Source organism: Rhodopseudomonas parapalustris, assembly GCF_053772255.1.
Genome location: NZ_JAMKBZ010000048.1, coordinates 1 through 16,095 on the forward strand (window position 1 = coordinate 1; position 16,095 = coordinate 16,095).

A 16,095-nucleotide genomic window follows, 5' to 3' on the forward strand; every position below is an offset into this window, starting at 1 on the left:
ACTTCCACTTGCTGCTGCGCTGGTTCAAACGGCTTTTGCGTGCCCTGCTGATGATGCTGTCACTCCGACTCGAAGCCGCCCGACACCCCTAAATCAATCCAGTTCAGCAAACTTCACGGACGACTAAGTAACAGGAGCTCCGGAATACTGGATCGCCCGCCTTCGCGGGCGATGACGACGTGGTGGCAACGAAGCTCAACTACCGTGCCCGCCGCACCCGCACATACAGAGCGCCTTCGCCGCCGTGGCCGATATGGGCTTCGTCGAAGCCGACCACGTAGGCGCGGAATTCGGGGAGGGCGAGCCATTGCGGCACCTGCCTGCGCAGCACGCCGCGTTCGGTGTCGCCGCCTTTGCCCTTGCCGGTGATCACCAGCACGAAGCTCAGCCCATCGTGACTGGCGCGCTGCAGAAAATACAGCAGCGCATGATGGGCGCGAGCCTGGGTCATGCCGTGCAAATCGATCCGCGCATCGATGTCCTTGCGGCCGCGCGACAGATGCGCCCGTTCGCGCCGTCCGAGCGTGGCCAACGGCGGCGGCGTGGTCGCGACCGGCATCTTCGCGGCGCGCTTGAGCGGTTGGGGCGGAGCGGAGGGCGCAGGCTTGATCACCGGTACGACCTCCGGCGCTACCGCGGCCTCGACTTTGACCAGCCGCGGCCGGCCGCGCAGCGGCTTGATTTGACGCGCCACGCCGTCCCACAGCGCCCGCTCGTCCTCGGTCAGACTCCGCTTGCGGCGCGACATCGGCGGGTCGAGCGGCGGAATGATGCGTTTCATCGAAGTCAGCGTGAGTGGCGATGATGCCGGTGGCGGTGGGACCGGTGACGTTGCCCGGGCGGTCGGGACAACGCCGCGGCCGGACGAGCATCCGGCGTCGGGACGACGTTGGAGACTCCTTCTTTACCACCGGACGTCGAGGCCGTCGCTGAGGGTTTCTTGGTTTTGGCGGGCGGTCGCGGCTCGGGCGGCGGCAGGCTGCGAGCGCGCGCGACGGGATCGATGCTCTTCGGCACCAGCATGGCGAACGCCATCGGGCTGCGAATCCGGCCAGCCACTGCGCCGGCTTCCGCACCGGCGCCGAAATACAGATCGGCCCGCGCCGGGCCGACGATCGCCGACCCGGTGTCCTGGCCGATCATCAGTCGCCGAAACGGCGTCTTCGCGGTCGGAGATTCGATCGGAAGGTCGCCGGCGATGAAGAACGGCGTTCCATAGACGTGCAGCGACTTGTCGACGGCGATCGAGCGCCCCGGGGTCAGAGGCACGCCCTGAGCGCCGACCGCTTCGTCGTCGTCCTTCAGTTCGACCTTACGGAAAAATACATAGGAACGGTTCGCTCGCCGCAACTCCTTGGCGCCGTCGGGGTTCGCATCCATCCACTCCCGGATGCGGTGCATCGACATTTCTTCGCGCGGGATGATGCCGCGCTCGATCAGGATGCGGCCGACCGGGGTGTAGGGAAAGCCATTGTGGGCGTCGTAATTGATGCGAACCACCCGGCCGTCCGGCAGCTTGATCCGCGCCGAGCCTTGGATCTGCGCGAACAACAGATCGGTCTGGCTCTTCAGCCAGCAGATCTCCAGGCCCCGGCCATCGATCGCACCATCTTCGATCTGAGCACGATCGTAATACGGCACCAGCTTGCGCCGGCCGATCTTGCGATACACCGGACCGCCGTTCGGCAGAGCCGCATCCTGTTTGTAGCCGCGCACGAACAAGTTGGACGGCCGGCGATACACCGGAACCGTGTAGTCGTCGGTCTTGACCGACGAGCCGTCGATCACCGGCTCGTAGTAGCCGGTGACGAAGCCTTGCGGCTCGCCGAGCCGCGAGATCTGCAGGGCAACGAAGTGCTGTTCGAAGAAAGCGCGCGCCTCGGCCGCCGTCGTCACATGCGCGGAGCGCGCCGCTCGGCACGGCTCCCACAGCGAGCCGCCGAGCGGTTTGTCGTTCGATCGCGCCGGGCCACCCGCCAGGATCGGGCGGCAACTCACCCGAAAGGTTCTCAGCGCCGCAAGTTGATCATCGGAGTCCCAGCCGGGAATGTCCGACCAGGTGACCGGCAGATACTGGCCGCCCGGAATTTCCAGCGGCCACTGTGGATGCCGGTAGCGCGCATGATGTTCGGCAAATTTGGAGACCGATCGGGCGCCGGAATGATGATGCCGGCTGCGCGCATCGGCGTCACCCGGCACAAACAACAGCGCGGCTGCGAGCACGCAGCCGGCGAGAGCGGCGCGGCGAGTGCCGCGCCTGTCAGGTGGCGCTGCCGGTCCCAACCAGCTTCCAATTCGGATCGCGTGAGCTCGTATCGCGGGCGAAGGTCCAGACGTCGGTGATGTCGGCGACCTTGTCGGGCGAGCCGTCCACCACTGCACCGGTCTTGTCGCGGGTCGCGGAAATCATCTGCGACACGAATTTCAGCGTCAGCAGCGCGGTCCGGTCGCGCAGCTCGGCGCTGACCAGCTCGGCCTTATCGATCGCGACGAAGCGCGTCTCGACCTTCAGATCGTTCTTCTCGCGATCCTTGATCGCGGCATCGAAGCTCTCATAGACCTCGGCCGACAAAAGATCGCGCAGCGAACGGCGATCACCGTTGGCGAACGCCATCACGATCATCTCGTAGGCACCCTTTGCGCCCGAGATAAAGTGCTGAGCGTCGAACGAGGAGTCGTGCTGAGCGATCGCGTTGAGGCCGTGTTCCAGTTCGGAGTCGGGCTCGGCAATGCCTTTCCAGCGATCGGAAGGCGGCACCACGTCCGCATTCGGGCCGAGCGGCGCCTGATCGATCACCGTACCCGGCATCGACACCACGTTGCTGTCCTGCTTGCCGGGAATCATGTCGCGCGCCGCGGCACGATCGAACGGCGGTCGCTCGTTGCCGGTACGCTGACCAAGAACGTTGCGCAGACGCAGGAAGATGAACACCGCGAGCGCCAGGAAGATGATGGTGTAAATATCCACGTCGCATTCACTTTCTGATCGGGCCGGGGCGTGCCGGCGCGGCTTGCGTGTTCCGGCGTTGCAGCACCCACGCGGGACGGCGAAGCCGGTTGTCACCATGTAAGCATCAACCGCGCCGCGCCAATGGCGCGTTTTGGCACAGTCGCCGGGGTTGGCAAGACCAAGCCAGCAGCCTGGAGCCTAGATTGTGGCAAGTCTACGCGTTTCGAGCCCCGTCGGAAACCGGGGGAAGGCGAGGAACCTGGCCGTCCGGGGGTTAACGGGCGGTTGCCGGGCGATCGAAGGGATGTGGAAAGCGACCCGCCGGTATCGAGCGCCGGTCCTCGGTCATTGCGGCCGATGCGTCCGTCTACCTTGTGGAACGCCGCGGGCGTATGATAGCCACTCGCCAAAGCACCTGCCCATTGTTGCGACGCCGGCTCCAAGCCGGCTTCCGCCTGTAAAATCCGCTTCCAGGAGAACCATCGATGACCAACGGTAACGGCACGCCTCCCGAGGGTGCTCCTCCGCAGCTCAATGTGCTGGCGCAATACACCAAGGATCTGTCGTTCGAGAACCCGAACGCCCCGGCATCGCTCGCCCCGCAGCAGCAGCAGCCGGCGATCAACATTCAGATCAATGTCGGCGCCAACAACGTCGCCGAGAACGAATATGAAGTGACGCTGTCGATCGACGGCAAGGCTGAATCCGGCAGCAGCGTGCTGTTCAGCTTCGAACTGGCCTATGCCGGCGTGTTCCGGGTGCTCAACGTGCCGCAGGAAAATCTGCATCCGCTGATCATGATCGAGTGCCCGCGGCTGTTGTTCCCGTTCGCCCGCGAGATCATCGCCAGCGCGGTCCGCGACGGTGGTTTCCCGCCGCTGATGCTCGATCCGGTCGATTTCGTCGGTCTGTATCGCCAGAACCTGGAGCGTCAATCCGATCAGCAGCAGGTCCGTCCGAGCTGAGCCGTTCAGGACTTTTTCTCACCGAATCTGGAGAGCTCCGGCGCTGATCGAGCAGAGCCGGAGCTCTTTCTTTTTCCGATGCGGTCTCGTCGTCCGCACCAATACCCGCTTGCGCCATTCGCTCTTATGCCCGGCCACAGGCGCCGGACATTGTCGTGTGGGCGGTGAACGATCAGGCGCCGGCCGGGAGATATTCCGCCCAGATCGCCTTGTCGCCCATGGTGGCAATGAAAGCGCGATGAGCCTCGAGATCGGCATCGGTGATCCGGTTGGGAAGCGGCGAAGGCCGCTGCCGTCTCCGGCTTTCGTTCGCAACTCCGACCACTTCGACCGGCACTTCGGCGAGGATGAGCTGCGACTGCCGTGCGCCGATCAGATCGATATAGACCTCGGCCAGCAGCTCGGCGTCGAGCAACGCGCCGTGCTTGGTGCGGCGGGAATTGTCGATCGCATAGCGCGAACAGAGGTCATCGAGCCGATTCGACACACCCGGATGCTTGCGGCGGGCCAGCAGCAGCGTGTCCACCAGCCGATCGCGCGCCACCGGCACCCGTGACAGCCGCGACAATTCGGCATTGATGAAGCCGATGTCGAACGAAGCGTTGTGAATCACCAGCGGATCGTCGCCGATGAATTCAAGGAACTCGTCGGCCACCTGAGCGAACAGCGGCTTGTCGGCGAGAAATTCGGTCGACAGACCATGCACCGCGAAGGCTTCCGCCGGCATATCGCGTTCGGGATTGATGTAGCGGTGGAAGGTCCGGCCGGTCGGCATCCGGTTGTAGATCTCGACGCAGCCGATTTCGACCAGCCGGTCGCCGCGCAGCGGATCGAGGCCGGTGGTTTCGGTATCGAGGACGATTTCACGCATCGCGTCTGGTCAGCCGTCTTGCTTCGCCGGCGCGAATCAATCGCGCCGCCGCGGCATTTTAGCAGCGGCCTCGAGGATTTCGCGGATCTGGAGCCGCACCGGGTCGAGTCCGTTCGAGGTATCCACCACGAAATCCGCACGCTTGCGCTTTTCGGCATCGGGCATCTGCCGGGCCAGAATGGCGTCGAGCTTGTCCGGGGTCATGTTGTCGCGGGCAAGAATCCGTTCGCGTTGCACCTCCGGCGAGGTCGTCACCACCACCACGGCATCGACACGCTTTTCGCCGCCGGTTTCGAACAGCAGCGGCACATCGACAACCGCGACCGCGGCGCCGGATGATTCGGCATCGTCGAGAAATTGCTGATGATGGGCACGCAGCATCGGATGCACGATCTGTTCGAGCTGCTTCATCGCCGCCGGGTCGTGCACCACCTTCGCCGACAACAGCGCGCGATCGACCTTGCCGTGGACCGTGGTGCCGGGGAACGCCGCTTCGATCGCCGGCACGGCTTCATTCTCGTAGATCTTATGCACGGTGGCATCGGCGTCATAGACCGGCACGCCGGCTTCGGCGAACAGCTTCGCGGTGGTCGATTTGCCCATTCCGATTGAACCGGTCAGTCCGAGCACCAGCATTCCGTCGCCTCCGTCTTTGCTTGGGCGCGAGACGTTTCAGACCCGAGGGTGATCGGCCCTGAAGCCCCTTGTTGTTTTGACGCGCATCGCTGGCGGGCTAGACCGTCAGCAGGTTCTGGCTACGCAGAAAGCCGAGCAACGGCAACAGCGGCAGACCCAGGATGGTGAAATGATCGCCGTGGATGCCATCGAACAGATGCACCCCGAGACCTTCGATCTGATAGGCACCGACGCTTGTAGTGGCCTTGTCGCCGACGACATCGAGATAGGCTTCGATCTCGGCTTCCGTCAGCGCTCGCATCGTCATTCGTGCGATCGAAACATCTGCAAACAGCGTGATGCCGTTGCGCACCACGGCGATCGCTGAATGCAATTCATGCCGCCGCCCGGCGAGTTCACGCAGTTGCTTTGCGGCGGCGGCGCGATCGGCCGGCTTGTTGAAGCCCCGTGCGCCGAGCGCCAGCGTCTGGTCGGCGCCGAGCACCAGGCGGCCAGGATGATGATTGCTGACGAACGCCGCCTTCTGCGTTGCCAGCAGTGCGGCGATCTCGCCGGGCGCGCTGAGGCCGGATGCTTCTGCTATGCCGCGTTCGTCGATGTCGGCCGGAATCGCGTCGAACGGAATGCCGGCATTGGCGAGCGCGGTCTGCCGGGCGCTGCTTTGCGAAGCCAGCACCAGCGGCTGCGGCCCGAGCCACAGCGTCATTCCGGCACCCTCTGGCGCTGCCGGTCGGCGAGCAATTTCATGATCGCCGCGGCGGTTTCCTCGATCGACCGGCGGGTGACGTCGAGCAGCGACCAGCCGTATTTGGCACTGAGCTTGCGCGCCAGCAGCACTTCGTCGGTCACCGCCTGGCGGTCGATATAAGAGTCGTTGCCAGTGCCGGCACCGAGGCTGAGAAGCCGGTTCTGCCGCACCTGAATCAGCCGCTCCGGCGACGCATGCAGGCTGACCACCAGCGGTTTCTTCAGCGTTTCGAGCTGATGCGGAATCGGAATGCCGGCGACCAGCGGAACATTGGCGGTGCGGATGCCGCGATTGGCCAGATATATCGAGGTCGGCGTCTTCGAGGTGCGCGACACCCCGACCAGAACCACATCAGCCTCTTCCAATCCTTCGACGTGCTGACCATCGTCGTGCATCATCGAATAGTTCAGCGCATCGATCCGCTGAAAATATTCGGCGTTCAGGGTGTGCTGCGCGCCGACACGGCCCATCGTCGAGGCGCCCAGATAGGCCTCGAACAATTGCATCACCGGGCCGATGATCGACAGGCTCGGGCTGTTGATCTCCTGGCACTTGGCCTCGAGCCGGTTGACCAGCTCGGTCTCCAGCAACGTGAACAGCACGATGCCCGGCGCTTCCTCGATCTCCTGCAACACGCGATCGAGCTGCTTCTGGCTACGCACCAGAGGATAGACGTGTTCGACCGGGGTGACGTTGGCGTATTGCGCCGTGACCGCACGCGACACCGTAATCAGGGTTTCGCCGGTCGAGTCGGAGACCAAGTGAAGATGAAAATAGCTGCCGTCGGTCAGCATCGTGGCCCTGTGTAACCTGTGAACAACTGGGCGAGAACCGCACCAAAGCGGGGCCGCGGCCGTCGCGGTCGGGATAACCCGGCTTTTTCTTCACAGGGGTGGGGTGAGAAGAGCATTTCGGGATCGTGATGAGGTTAGCGGGTGAATGTGGATTTGTCTCTCGGTAATGCGGCGACGATCCGGCGCAACACTCTGATCTTGCGAGAGCCCGCCATAGAGTCGAGCGGCTGGGGATAGCTGTTGAGATGTGGATCGGGAAAGAAGAACTCAGGAATGCCGTTGGGTGAGTCAAATCCACGGCCACTTAGACTCAAACCTTAAGAATCTATAAATATTGATTAGAAGGGTGCCGCTTGCGGAAATCTCTGCATTCGAGCATTCGGTCAACGCGCGATGCGGGTCCTGCGTTCCGGGTCTCGTCGCAGCTTCGCGGCACAGCGGGATGGAAGATCGAATGATCGAGTGGGTCTATGTCTATCCGTGGGTGAAGACCCTGCACGTCGTGGCAGTGATCTCATGGATGGCCGGCATGCTGTATATGCCGCGGCTGTTCGTCTACCATTGCACCGCCGAGGTGGGATCGAAGCAGTCCGAAACATTCAAGGTCATGGAGCGCCGGCTGTACCGGGCGATCATGAATCCGGCCATGATGGTGGCCTGGGTTGCCGGTCTCGCGATCGCCTGGGAGCAGGGCTATTTTACGTCGGGCTGGTTTCACGCCAAGCTCGGCGCAGTCGTGCTGATGACCGTGATCCACCTGATGCTGGGCCGCTACGTCCGCGACTTCGCCGCCGACCGGAATACGCGATCTCATAAATTCTATCGTGTAATCAATGAGATACCGACTGTTCTCATGGTCGCTGCAGTGATCTTCGTGATCGTTAAACCGTTCTGACGGCCCGAAACGATGGTGTCTTGTCGATCGTCTTGCGCCGATGCGACGGATTTTCTATAGTTGCGTTGTCCCACCTAAAGCAGGCGAATGTGGTTGCGATCTGGTTCCGTTAGAGCCGGCCGCCGCACCGGGTTTGAAGCCTCCCGCACCTTCCTTGCTCAAGACGCCGTCGATCTGAAGACCTGCGGACCTCCGGTTATTTCCTTCCGCTCCTTCTTCCGCTGACGATTCCCCCAGTCTCGTTTCCACAGGACCACCCCCATGCGGGAAATCAAACTTCAAGACTTGAAGGCCAAGACGCCGGCCGAGCTCGTTTCGTTTTCGGAAGAACTCGGGGTCGAGAACGCCAGCACGATGCGCAAGCAGGAGCTGATGTTCGCCTGCCTGAAGCAATTGTCGGCGAAAGAAACCGACATCATCGGCGAGGGCGTCGTTGAGGTACTATCTGACGGCTTCGGGTTCTTGCGGTCGCCGGACGCGAACTATCTCCCCGGCCCGGACGACATTTACGTTTCGCCTTCGCAGATCCGCCGTTTCGGTTTACGCACCGGCGATACCATTGAGGGCCACATCCGCAGTCCGAAGGAAGGCGAACGCTATTTCGCGCTGCTGAAGGTCAACACCCTCAATTTCGAAGATCCGGAGAAATCCCGGCACAAGGTCAACTTCGATAACCTGACGCCGCTGTTTCCCGATGAACGGTTCCGACTCGAGATCGACGACCCGACCCGCAAGGATCTGTCCGCACGAGTGATCGACATCGTTGCGCCGATCGGCAAAGGCCAGCGCGCACTGATCGTCGCGCCGCCGCGCACCGGTAAAACCGTGCTGATGCAGAACATCGCGCATTCGATCACGGCGAATCATCCCGAGTGTTATCTGATCGTGCTGCTGATCGACGAGCGGCCCGAAGAAGTCACCGACATGCAGCGCTCGGTAAAGGGCGAGGTGATCTCCTCGACCTTCGACGAGCCTGCGGTCCGCCACGTTCAGGTCGCCGAGATGGTGATCGAAAAGGCCAAGCGCCTGGTCGAGCACGGCCGTGACGTCGTCATCCTGCTCGACTCGATCACCCGCCTGGGCCGCGCCTACAACACGGTGGTGCCGTCTTCCGGTAAGGTGTTGACCGGCGGCGTCGATGCCAACGCGCTGCAGCGGCCGAAGCGGTTCTTCGGCGCCGCCCGCAACATCGAAGAGGGCGGCTCGCTCACCATCATCGCCACCGCGCTGGTCGATACCGGCTCGCGCATGGACGAAGTGATCTTCGAAGAGTTCAAGGGCACCGGCAACTCGGAGCTGATCCTCGACCGCAAGGTCGCCGACAAGCGCACCTTCCCGGCCATCGACATCTCGCGGTCCGGCACCCGCAAGGAAGAGCTGATCACCGATCCGCAGCTCCTCAAGAAGATGTACGTGCTGCGCCGTATCCTGAATCCGATGGGGACCATGGATGCGATCGAGTTCCTGCTCGACAAGCTGCGCAACACCAAGAACAACTCGGAATTCTTCGACTCGATGAACACCTGAACGAGTTGGAGCGACGAGCGAGCGAGGGCGTCCCGATCGGGGCGCCCTTTTTGTTTGCGTTCGCAACGGCGCCTCGGCAAGACAGCGCCCATGCATCCGAGCGACCAGACCATCTTTGCCCTCGCGACCGGGCCGCTGCCATCCGCGATTGCGATCGTTCGAATTTCCGGACCGCAGGCGGGTGACGTGCTGACGGTCCTGGCGGGGAGACGACCGCCGCCGCGACGGGCGATGCGTTGTGATCTTCGGGATGCGGCTGGCGAGAAGATCGACGATGGGGTGGTGCTGTGGTTTCCTGGGCCGGCCTCGGCCACCGGTGAGGACGTTGCCGAGCTGCACATCCACGGCAGCCGGGCGGTCGCGGCGGCGCTGATCAAGACCTTGTCGGCGCTCACAGGTGTCCGACTGGCCGAGCCGGGCGAATTCACCCGCCGCGCGTTCGAGAACGGCAAACTCGACCTGACGGAAGCTGAAGGTCTCGACGACCTGATCCATGCCGATACGGACGCTCAGCGTCGTCAGGCACTGCGCCAGCTCGGCGGCGTGCTGGGCGATCGGGCAAGGCGCTGGCGCGACCAGATCATCGAAGCACTGGCTCTGGTCGAAGCCGGGATCGATTTTTCCGACGAAGGCGACGTGGCGGACGAATTGATGGCACCGGCGCGGGCGAAAATCGCGGCGCTGTCTGGCGAGATTGCTGCGGTGTTGGCCGAGCAGGGGCGCAGCGAACGGCTTCGCGATGGGATGGTGGTGGCGATTGCCGGCGTGCCGAACGTCGGCAAGTCTACCCTGGTCAATCGCCTGGCGCGGCGTGAAGTGGCGATTGTCTCGCCGCACGCCGGTACGACCCGGGATGTGATCGAGGTGCAGCTCGACCTCGATGGCTACCCGGTGACGGTGATCGACACCGCCGGTCTCCGTGACAGCGATGATCCGGTCGAGCAGGAGGGCGTGAGGCGCGCCCGGTCGCGAGCGGCGGCGGCCGATCTGGTGTTGTGGCTGAGCGCGGCGGCGGATGCATCCGCTCCGGATGTCACCGGTCCGGTCGTCTGGCGCGTGCGCAACAAGATCGATCTCGTCGAGACGGGCGAAGAACCGGATTTACGGTCCTCTGGAGCCGACTTTCTGATCTCAGCGGCTACGGGCGAGGGTTTTGGTGATTTGCTGCGCGAAATGACACGCTTTGCGGCGCAATATTTCGGCCAGGCCGAGGCGGGACTGATCACCCGAGACCGACACCGTCTGCTGCTGGTCGATGCCGCTGCGGCGCTGGGACGGAGCTTGGCTCCCGGTCTGGCAGAGGAAATCGTGGCTGAAGAACTCCGGGCTGCGGCTCACAGTCTCGGGCGATTGCTTGGCCGTGTGGATGTCGAAGACGTGCTCGGCGAGATCTTCAGCCGGTTCTGCATTGGTAAATAGACCTCCGAAGGGCGGCCGGTCGGTAAGGACTGGTTAACCACGACCTCATCCGGTGCTCAGGCTGTTTCACGTGAAACAATGCGGTGAGATTTGTACGGTATCGAGATCACAGCAACTCGCCTTCAAAGCTCCCAGGAGCTGAGCTAGAACCCTCGAATGCGCACCTCGTTCGACGTCATTGTTATCGGTGGCGGCCATGCCGGCTGTGAGGCGGCGGCTGCCGCTGCGCGCGCCGGCGCCACCACCGCGTTGGTTACCCATCGCTTTGCCACCGTCGGCGCGATGTCCTGCAATCCGGCGATCGGCGGGCTTGGAAAAGGCCATCTGGTTCGCGAAGTCGACGCATTGGATGGTTTGATGGGCCGGGTCGCCGATGCCGGCGGCATTCAGTTCCGCATGCTTAATCGGCGCAAGGGGCCCGCCGTTCGCGGGCCCAGAGCCCAGGCCGACCGCAAGCTGTATGCGGCGGCGATGCAGACGGCGATCCGCGCGACCGCGAACCTATCGGTTGTCGAAGGAGAGGCTGACGCGCTGTTGTGGCGCGACGGCCGTATGACCGGAATCCGTCTCGCTGATGGACGGGAGTTCACTGCAGGTGCGGTGGTCATCACCACGGGCACGTTTCTCCGCGGCCTGATTCATCTCGGCGAGCGGAGCTGGCCGGCGGGCCGGATCGACGAGGCTCCTGCGCTCGGCCTATCGGCTTCTTTCGAAGCGCTTGGCTTCACGCTCGGTCGTCTCAAGACCGGGACGCCGCCGCGCCTCGATGGCCGGACAATCGATTGGGACGCGGTCGAAATGCAGCCCGGAGACGATCCGGCGGAGCCGTTTTCGGTCCTGACGCCCGCAATCACGACGCCGCAGATCGAATGCGGCATCACCCGAACGACACAGGCCACTCATGAAGTGATCCGCGCCAATGTGCATCGCTCACCGATGTATTCCGGGCAGATCCAGTCGACAGGACCCCGCTATTGCCCGTCGATCGAGGACAAGATCGTCAAATTCGGAGACCGCGACGGCCACCAGATCTTCCTGGAGCCGGAAGGGCTTGACGATCCGACCGTCTACCCCAACGGGATCTCGACCTCGCTGCCCGAAGAGGTGCAGCGTGCGATCCTGAAGACGATTCCCGGCCTGGAGCGGACCGAGATGTTCCGCCCGGGCTATGCGATCGAATACGACCACGTCGATCCGCGGGAGTTGGAGCCGACCCTCCAGACGAAGCGTTTGCGTGGGTTGTTTCTGGCCGGGCAGATCAACGGCACCACCGGTTATGAAGAGGCGGCGGCCCAGGGTCTGGTCGCGGGGCTCAATGCGGCGCTCTTCGCGGGTGGAGGAAACGTCGCGGTGTTTGACCGCGCCGACGGCTACCTCGGCGTGATGATCGACGATCTGGTGACCCGCGGCATCACCGAGCCGTACCGGATGTTCACCTCCCGGGCCGAATATCGTCTGACTCTGCGGGCGGACAATGCCGACCAGCGTCTCACGGACAAGGGGTTGGCGCTCGGCTGCGTCGGCGTAGAGCGGGCGGAGTTTCATCGTCACAAGATGGCAGCGCTTCAAGAAGCCAAAGCGCTGGCCCAGTCGCTGTCGATCACCCCGAACGAGGCCGGCAAGCACGGACTGGCCCTGAACCGGGATGGTCAACGGCGCTCGGCGTTCGATCTGTTGTCCTATCCGGAAATCGAATGGAAGCAGGTTCAGGCGATCTGGCCTGAACTCGGCCAGGTCGATTCGGGAATCGCGACGCATGTTGAGATCGACGCGAAATACCATGTCTATCTGGAACGCCAGACCGCCGACGTTGAGGCATTTCGGCGCGACGAAAGCCTCCGGCTGAGTGATGTCGATTATGCGTTGGTTCCAGGGCTGTCGAATGAAGCCCGGACGCGACTGGAGCGGCATCGTCCCCATACGGTGGGGCAGGCGGGACGGCTCGACGGTATCACGCCGGCCGCACTCGGAATTCTGGCGGCTTATCTGCGGCGCGAGCAGCGCAAGCGCTCGTCAGCCGGTTAGCTGCAGTGGACGGCTTCGTTTCACGTGAAACATGGCGTGACTCCGCCGCGTGTTTCACGTGAAACGTCCAAGGCCGCTGATGTCGTCAGATTCATGGCGGAACCAGTGGCCGGAATCGCTCAACAAGAATACAATCATGGAAGACCACTCGGTTGGTCTTTGGAAGTTCGAGTTCCATGCAGCAACGTGCCTTCGATTCCGTCTCCGCGGCTTGCGGCCTGAACGCCGACAAGGCGGCGGCGCTGAAGCTCGTGCCGATCTCACCGGAGGTCGAGGCGCGTCTCAATGCTTATGTCGCGTTGCTGCAGCAATGGCAGGCTAAGACCAATCTGGTCGCGCCGTCGACGCTCCCGCAACTTTGGACTCGGCATATCGCCGACTCGCTGCAGTTGATCGACCTTGCGCCGAAGGCGCGACGGTGGCTCGACTTCGGCTCAGGCGGAGGGTTTCCCGGCATCGTGTTGACCTGCGCCATGGCGGATGTCGGGGGACACGTCACTTTGGTCGAGCGGATCGCCAAGAAGGCTGCGTTTCTGCGCGAAGCGCTCCGCGTGACCGGTGCGCCGGGCACAGTGATGCTGGCGGACATCGGGGATAACGTGGATAGATTCCCACAGGCGGTCGATTGCATCACCGCGCGTGCGGTCGCTCCGCTACACCAGCTCATCAGTTTCGCCGAACCTCTGATGACCCCAGGAACGACCAAGGCGCTGTTCCTGAAGGGACAAGATGTAGAAGCGGAATTGACTGAAGCTACTAAATATTGGAAAATTCAGCCTAAGCTGCATGCCAGCGTGACCGGTGGCCAAGGCTGGATCGTCGAGATCGACCACATCGAACGACGCACATAACCGCAAGCCGAAGAACCTGTCATGACCGTGATTGATGAGATTTATCAAGAGGATAGGGCGAATTCGGAGCCCGGGCGTCCGCGTATCATCGCGCTCGCCAACCAGAAGGGTGGGGTCGGCAAGACGACCACCGCGATCAATCTCGGCACTGCGCTGGCCGCGATCGGCGAGCGAGTTCTGATCGTCGATCTCGATCCGCAGGGCAACGCCTCGACCGGCCTCGGGATCGACCGCCGCGATCGCAATACTTCGACTTACGACGTGCTGGCCGGGGAGGCGCCGCTGCGCGATGCGGTGGTCGCAACCGCGGTGCCGCGGCTGCACATCGCTGCCTCGACGATGGATCTGTCCGGCCTCGAACTCGAGCTCGGCCATCGCGGCGACCGCGCGTTCCGGCTGCGCGACGCGATCGGCGTGCTCAACAAGGACATCGATCCGCCGCTCGACTACACCTACGTGCTGATCGACTGCCCGCCGTCACTGAACCTGCTGACCGTCAACGCGATGGCCGCGGCGGATGCGATTCTGGTGCCGTTGCAGTGCGAGTTCTTCGCCCTCGAAGGTCTGTCGCAATTGCTACAGACCGTCGAGCAGGTCCGTGCCAACCTCAATCCGAGCCTGACGATCCATGGCATCGTGCTGACGATGTTCGACAGCCGTAACAATCTGTCGAGCCAGGTCGTTGCCGACGTCCGTCAGTTCATGGGCAAGAAGGTCTACGACACCATGATCCCGCGGAACGTGCGGATCTCGGAAGCACCGAGCTACGGCAAACCGGTGCTGGTCTACGATCTGAAATGCGTCGGCAGCGAAGCCTATCTGAAGCTCGCCACCGAAGTGATCCAGCGCGAACGCGAGCTTCGCGCGCCCCATTGAAGGGTAGGCGGCGGGCTGCGGTGCTGCATTTCGTCACTGCGAGCGCAGCGAAGCAATCCAGCGATACCCGACGAAGACTGGATTGCTTCGTCGGCTTCGCCTCCTCGCAATGACGACAACAACTAACAACTTTGATTATATGAGTGCGGAGTAGCGACGTGAATCCAAGGGAGCCGGCGATGGCCGATGAGCACCGTTCGCGACTGGGGCGCGGCCTGGCGAGTCTGATCGGCGACGTCGGCGGCGAGGCCACGCAGGCCGAGCGGCCGCGCGCTCAGCGCAAGGTGCCGATCGAATTCATCAAGGCCAACCCGCGCAACCCGCGCCGCACCTTCACCGATGCCGAGCTCGGTGAACTGTCCGATTCGATCAAGCAGCACGGCGTGATCCAGCCGATCGTCGTCCGTCCTGTGAAGGGCAGCGCCGATCGCTACGAAATCATCGCCGGCGAACGACGCTGGCGCGCGGCACAGCGCGCCGGTCTGCACGAAGTGCCGATCGTTCCGGTCGACGTATCGGACGCGCTCGCGCTCGAAATCGCGATCGTCGAAAACGTGCAGCGCGAGGATCTCAATCCGCTCGAAGAGGCGCTCGGCTATCAGGCGCTCGCGGCCGAGTTCAATCGCAGCCAGGAAGAGATCGCCAAGATCGTCGGCAAGAGCCGCAGCCACGTCGCCAATATGATGCGGCTGATCAAGCTGCCAGACGATGTCAAATCGCTGATCGCATCGGGCGAACTCACCGCCGGCCACGCCCGCGCGCTGATCGGTCTGCCCGATCCATCGGCGATCGCCAAGCGGATCGTCGCCGAAGGTCTCAATGTCCGGCAGACCGAAGCGCTTGCCCACGAAGAAGGCGTGCCGGAACGCAAGCCGCAGAAGCCGCGCGCCACGGCTGCCGCCAAGCCGGTGAAGGACGCCGACACGGTGGCGCTCGAGAAGCGCCTCAGCGATGTGCTCGGCATGAAGGTGACGATCGACGACCATGAAGGCGCCGGCGCCCTCCAGATCCACTACGCCGACCTCGACCAGCTCGATGACATCATCCGGCGGTTGGAAGCGGGCGGTTAGTTCGGGTTGTAACGGAGAGGGCGAGTGGTTGTTGTCGATGTACTGCTCGACCTCATCGGCTACAGCACGGCCCGCGTGTTGTTGCCTGTGCTGTCGTTTGGGACAATTCGTGTGCAAACGATGAAGTCCCCCGGCCAGACGTTCAACTGCTCCGGCTTCAAGCGTCTTCCCAATGGTACGTATCTCTGTGCGTCGCGATCTCGCGGGCTGGATAGGCTTGTAGGTGTGTGGTGTTGGATTGATAGCAATCTTCGCTGCAATCTGACGAATCATTCGGCGTGATCCTCTCGTTCGTCATTCCGGGGCGCGCAGCGACGCTGCGCGAGCCCGGAATCCATAACCACTGCCGTCAATGGTTCGTCATACACCGCCGTGCGCTCTCGCGAGCGCCGGGAGTATGGATTCCGGGTTCGCCGCTGCGCGGCGCCCCGGAATGACGAACGAGAGGGGTCTCGTGTGGCGAGCCGG

Annotated in this window: 16 protein-coding genes; 9 read left to right on the forward strand and 7 right to left on the reverse strand. The window is 63.1% G+C overall.

Translation table 11 applies throughout. The features are described 5' to 3' along the window. Window positions 1-199: 199 nt before the first annotated feature. The 3 genes from M9H71_RS24215 to M9H71_RS24225 are packed head-to-tail and all read right to left on the reverse strand — an operon-like array spanning window position 200 to window position 2,968. Window positions 200-781 carry a Smr/MutS family protein gene (locus tag M9H71_RS24215; protein ID WP_455407415.1) on the reverse strand — a complete coding sequence of 194 codons (582 nt, stop codon included), beginning with the start codon at window positions 779-781 and terminating at the stop codon, window positions 200-202. A 5-nt stretch (window positions 782-786) separates the two neighbouring features. Then, a complete protein-coding gene (gene mltA, locus M9H71_RS24220) occupies window positions 787-2,283 on the reverse strand; it encodes a murein transglycosylase A (protein WP_455407416.1) in 1,497 nt (498 codons plus the stop codon). Further along, window positions 2,261-2,968 (reverse strand): Tim44/TimA family putative adaptor protein, encoded by a 708-nt coding sequence (locus M9H71_RS24225; RefSeq protein WP_455407417.1) that lies wholly within the window; start codon window positions 2,966-2,968, stop codon window positions 2,261-2,263. The genes mltA and M9H71_RS24225 overlap by 23 nt, the downstream gene beginning before the upstream one ends. A 467-nt stretch (window positions 2,969-3,435) precedes the next feature. On the opposite strand from M9H71_RS24225, the gene secB reads away from it, so the two are divergent. After that, window positions 3,436-3,915: a protein-export chaperone SecB gene (secB, locus tag M9H71_RS24230; protein WP_455407418.1), complete on the forward strand. Its 480-nt coding sequence runs from the start codon at window positions 3,436-3,438 to the stop codon at window positions 3,913-3,915. A gap of 172 nt (window positions 3,916-4,087) precedes the next feature. Here secB and dnaQ read toward each other — a convergent pair whose 3' ends face one another. From dnaQ to M9H71_RS24250, 4 genes are all read right to left on the reverse strand, one after another. After that, window positions 4,088-4,786, reverse strand: coding sequence for a DNA polymerase III subunit epsilon (gene dnaQ, locus M9H71_RS24235; RefSeq protein WP_455407419.1), 699 nt, complete (start codon window positions 4,784-4,786; stop codon window positions 4,088-4,090). Between the two features lie 36 nt (window positions 4,787-4,822). Next, window positions 4,823-5,422 carry a dephospho-CoA kinase gene (gene coaE, locus M9H71_RS24240; protein WP_455407420.1) on the reverse strand — a complete coding sequence of 200 codons (600 nt, stop codon included), beginning with the start codon at window positions 5,420-5,422 and terminating at the stop codon, window positions 4,823-4,825. A gap of 97 nt (window positions 5,423-5,519) precedes the next feature. Then, the gene (locus M9H71_RS24245; RefSeq protein ID WP_455407421.1) at window positions 5,520-6,128 is read right to left on the reverse strand and encodes a Maf family protein; all 609 of its coding nucleotides are present in this window, start codon (window positions 6,126-6,128) and stop codon (window positions 5,520-5,522) included. Continuing rightward, on the reverse strand, window positions 6,125-6,964 hold the full coding sequence (locus tag M9H71_RS24250) for a pyruvate, water dikinase regulatory protein (protein ID WP_110787016.1): 840 nt from the start codon (window positions 6,962-6,964) through the stop codon (window positions 6,125-6,127). Before M9H71_RS24250 ends, M9H71_RS24245 begins: the two co-directional genes overlap by 4 nt. Before the next feature lie 454 nt (window positions 6,965-7,418). On the opposite strand from M9H71_RS24250, the gene hemJ reads away from it, so the two are divergent. The 8 genes from hemJ to M9H71_RS24290 all read left to right on the forward strand — a co-directional run bounded on the left by hemJ (window position 7,419) and on the right by M9H71_RS24290 (window position 15,909). Beyond that, a complete protein-coding gene (gene hemJ / locus M9H71_RS24255) occupies window positions 7,419-7,859 on the forward strand; it encodes a protoporphyrinogen oxidase HemJ (RefSeq protein WP_455407422.1) in 441 nt (146 codons plus the stop codon). 261 nt (window positions 7,860-8,120) lie between these two features. Next, window positions 8,121-9,386, forward strand: coding sequence for a transcription termination factor Rho (gene rho, locus M9H71_RS24260; RefSeq protein WP_110787015.1), 1,266 nt, complete (start codon window positions 8,121-8,123; stop codon window positions 9,384-9,386). Window positions 9,387-9,476: 90 nt separating this feature from the next. Then, window positions 9,477-10,805 carry a tRNA uridine-5-carboxymethylaminomethyl(34) synthesis GTPase MnmE gene (gene mnmE, locus M9H71_RS24265; RefSeq protein WP_455407423.1) on the forward strand — a complete coding sequence of 443 codons (1,329 nt, stop codon included), beginning with the start codon at window positions 9,477-9,479 and terminating at the stop codon, window positions 10,803-10,805. A gap of 156 nt (window positions 10,806-10,961) precedes the next feature. Continuing rightward, window positions 10,962-12,830: a tRNA uridine-5-carboxymethylaminomethyl(34) synthesis enzyme MnmG gene (gene mnmG, locus M9H71_RS24270; RefSeq protein WP_455407424.1), complete on the forward strand. Its 1,869-nt coding sequence runs from the start codon at window positions 10,962-10,964 to the stop codon at window positions 12,828-12,830. Between the two features lie 176 nt (window positions 12,831-13,006). Next, window positions 13,007-13,681, forward strand: coding sequence for a 16S rRNA (guanine(527)-N(7))-methyltransferase RsmG (gene rsmG / locus M9H71_RS24275; protein ID WP_455407425.1), 675 nt, complete (start codon window positions 13,007-13,009; stop codon window positions 13,679-13,681). Between the two features lie 21 nt (window positions 13,682-13,702). Then, on the forward strand, window positions 13,703-14,557 hold the full coding sequence (locus M9H71_RS24280; protein WP_455407426.1) for a ParA family protein: 855 nt from the start codon (window positions 13,703-13,705) through the stop codon (window positions 14,555-14,557). Between the two features lie 179 nt (window positions 14,558-14,736). Then, the gene (locus M9H71_RS24285; RefSeq protein ID WP_455407427.1) at window positions 14,737-15,627 is read left to right on the forward strand and encodes a ParB/RepB/Spo0J family partition protein; all 891 of its coding nucleotides are present in this window, start codon (window positions 14,737-14,739) and stop codon (window positions 15,625-15,627) included. Window positions 15,628-15,651: 24 nt separating this feature from the next. Continuing rightward, window positions 15,652-15,909, forward strand: coding sequence for a hypothetical protein (locus tag M9H71_RS24290; protein ID WP_455407428.1), 258 nt, complete (start codon window positions 15,652-15,654; stop codon window positions 15,907-15,909). The last annotated feature ends 186 nt before the right edge of the window (window positions 15,910-16,095 follow it).

Excerpts from the sequence above, each read along its gene's own strand:
- M9H71_RS24215 (WP_455407415.1), bottom strand. The coding sequence starts at position 781 with ATGAAACGCATCATTCCGCCGCTCGACCCGCCGATGTCGCGCCGCAAG.
- secB (WP_455407418.1), top strand. The coding sequence starts at position 3,436 with ATGACCAACGGTAACGGCACGCCTCCCGAGGGTGCTCCTCCGCAGCTC.
- dnaQ (WP_455407419.1), bottom strand. The coding sequence starts at position 4,786 with ATGCGTGAAATCGTCCTCGATACCGAAACCACCGGCCTCGATCCGCTG.
- coaE (WP_455407420.1), bottom strand. The coding sequence starts at position 5,422 with ATGCTGGTGCTCGGACTGACCGGTTCAATCGGAATGGGCAAATCGACC.
- M9H71_RS24245 (WP_455407421.1), bottom strand. The coding sequence starts at position 6,128 with ATGACGCTGTGGCTCGGGCCGCAGCCGCTGGTGCTGGCTTCGCAAAGC.
- M9H71_RS24250 (WP_110787016.1), bottom strand. The coding sequence starts at position 6,964 with ATGCTGACCGACGGCAGCTATTTTCATCTTCACTTGGTCTCCGACTCG.
- hemJ (WP_455407422.1), top strand. The coding sequence starts at position 7,419 with ATGATCGAGTGGGTCTATGTCTATCCGTGGGTGAAGACCCTGCACGTC.
- rho (WP_110787015.1), top strand. The coding sequence starts at position 8,121 with ATGCGGGAAATCAAACTTCAAGACTTGAAGGCCAAGACGCCGGCCGAG.
- mnmE (WP_455407423.1), top strand. The coding sequence starts at position 9,477 with ATGCATCCGAGCGACCAGACCATCTTTGCCCTCGCGACCGGGCCGCTG.
- mnmG (WP_455407424.1), top strand. The coding sequence starts at position 10,962 with ATGCGCACCTCGTTCGACGTCATTGTTATCGGTGGCGGCCATGCCGGC.
- rsmG (WP_455407425.1), top strand. The coding sequence starts at position 13,007 with ATGCAGCAACGTGCCTTCGATTCCGTCTCCGCGGCTTGCGGCCTGAAC.
- M9H71_RS24280 (WP_455407426.1), top strand. The coding sequence starts at position 13,703 with ATGACCGTGATTGATGAGATTTATCAAGAGGATAGGGCGAATTCGGAG.
- M9H71_RS24285 (WP_455407427.1), top strand. The coding sequence starts at position 14,737 with ATGGCCGATGAGCACCGTTCGCGACTGGGGCGCGGCCTGGCGAGTCTG.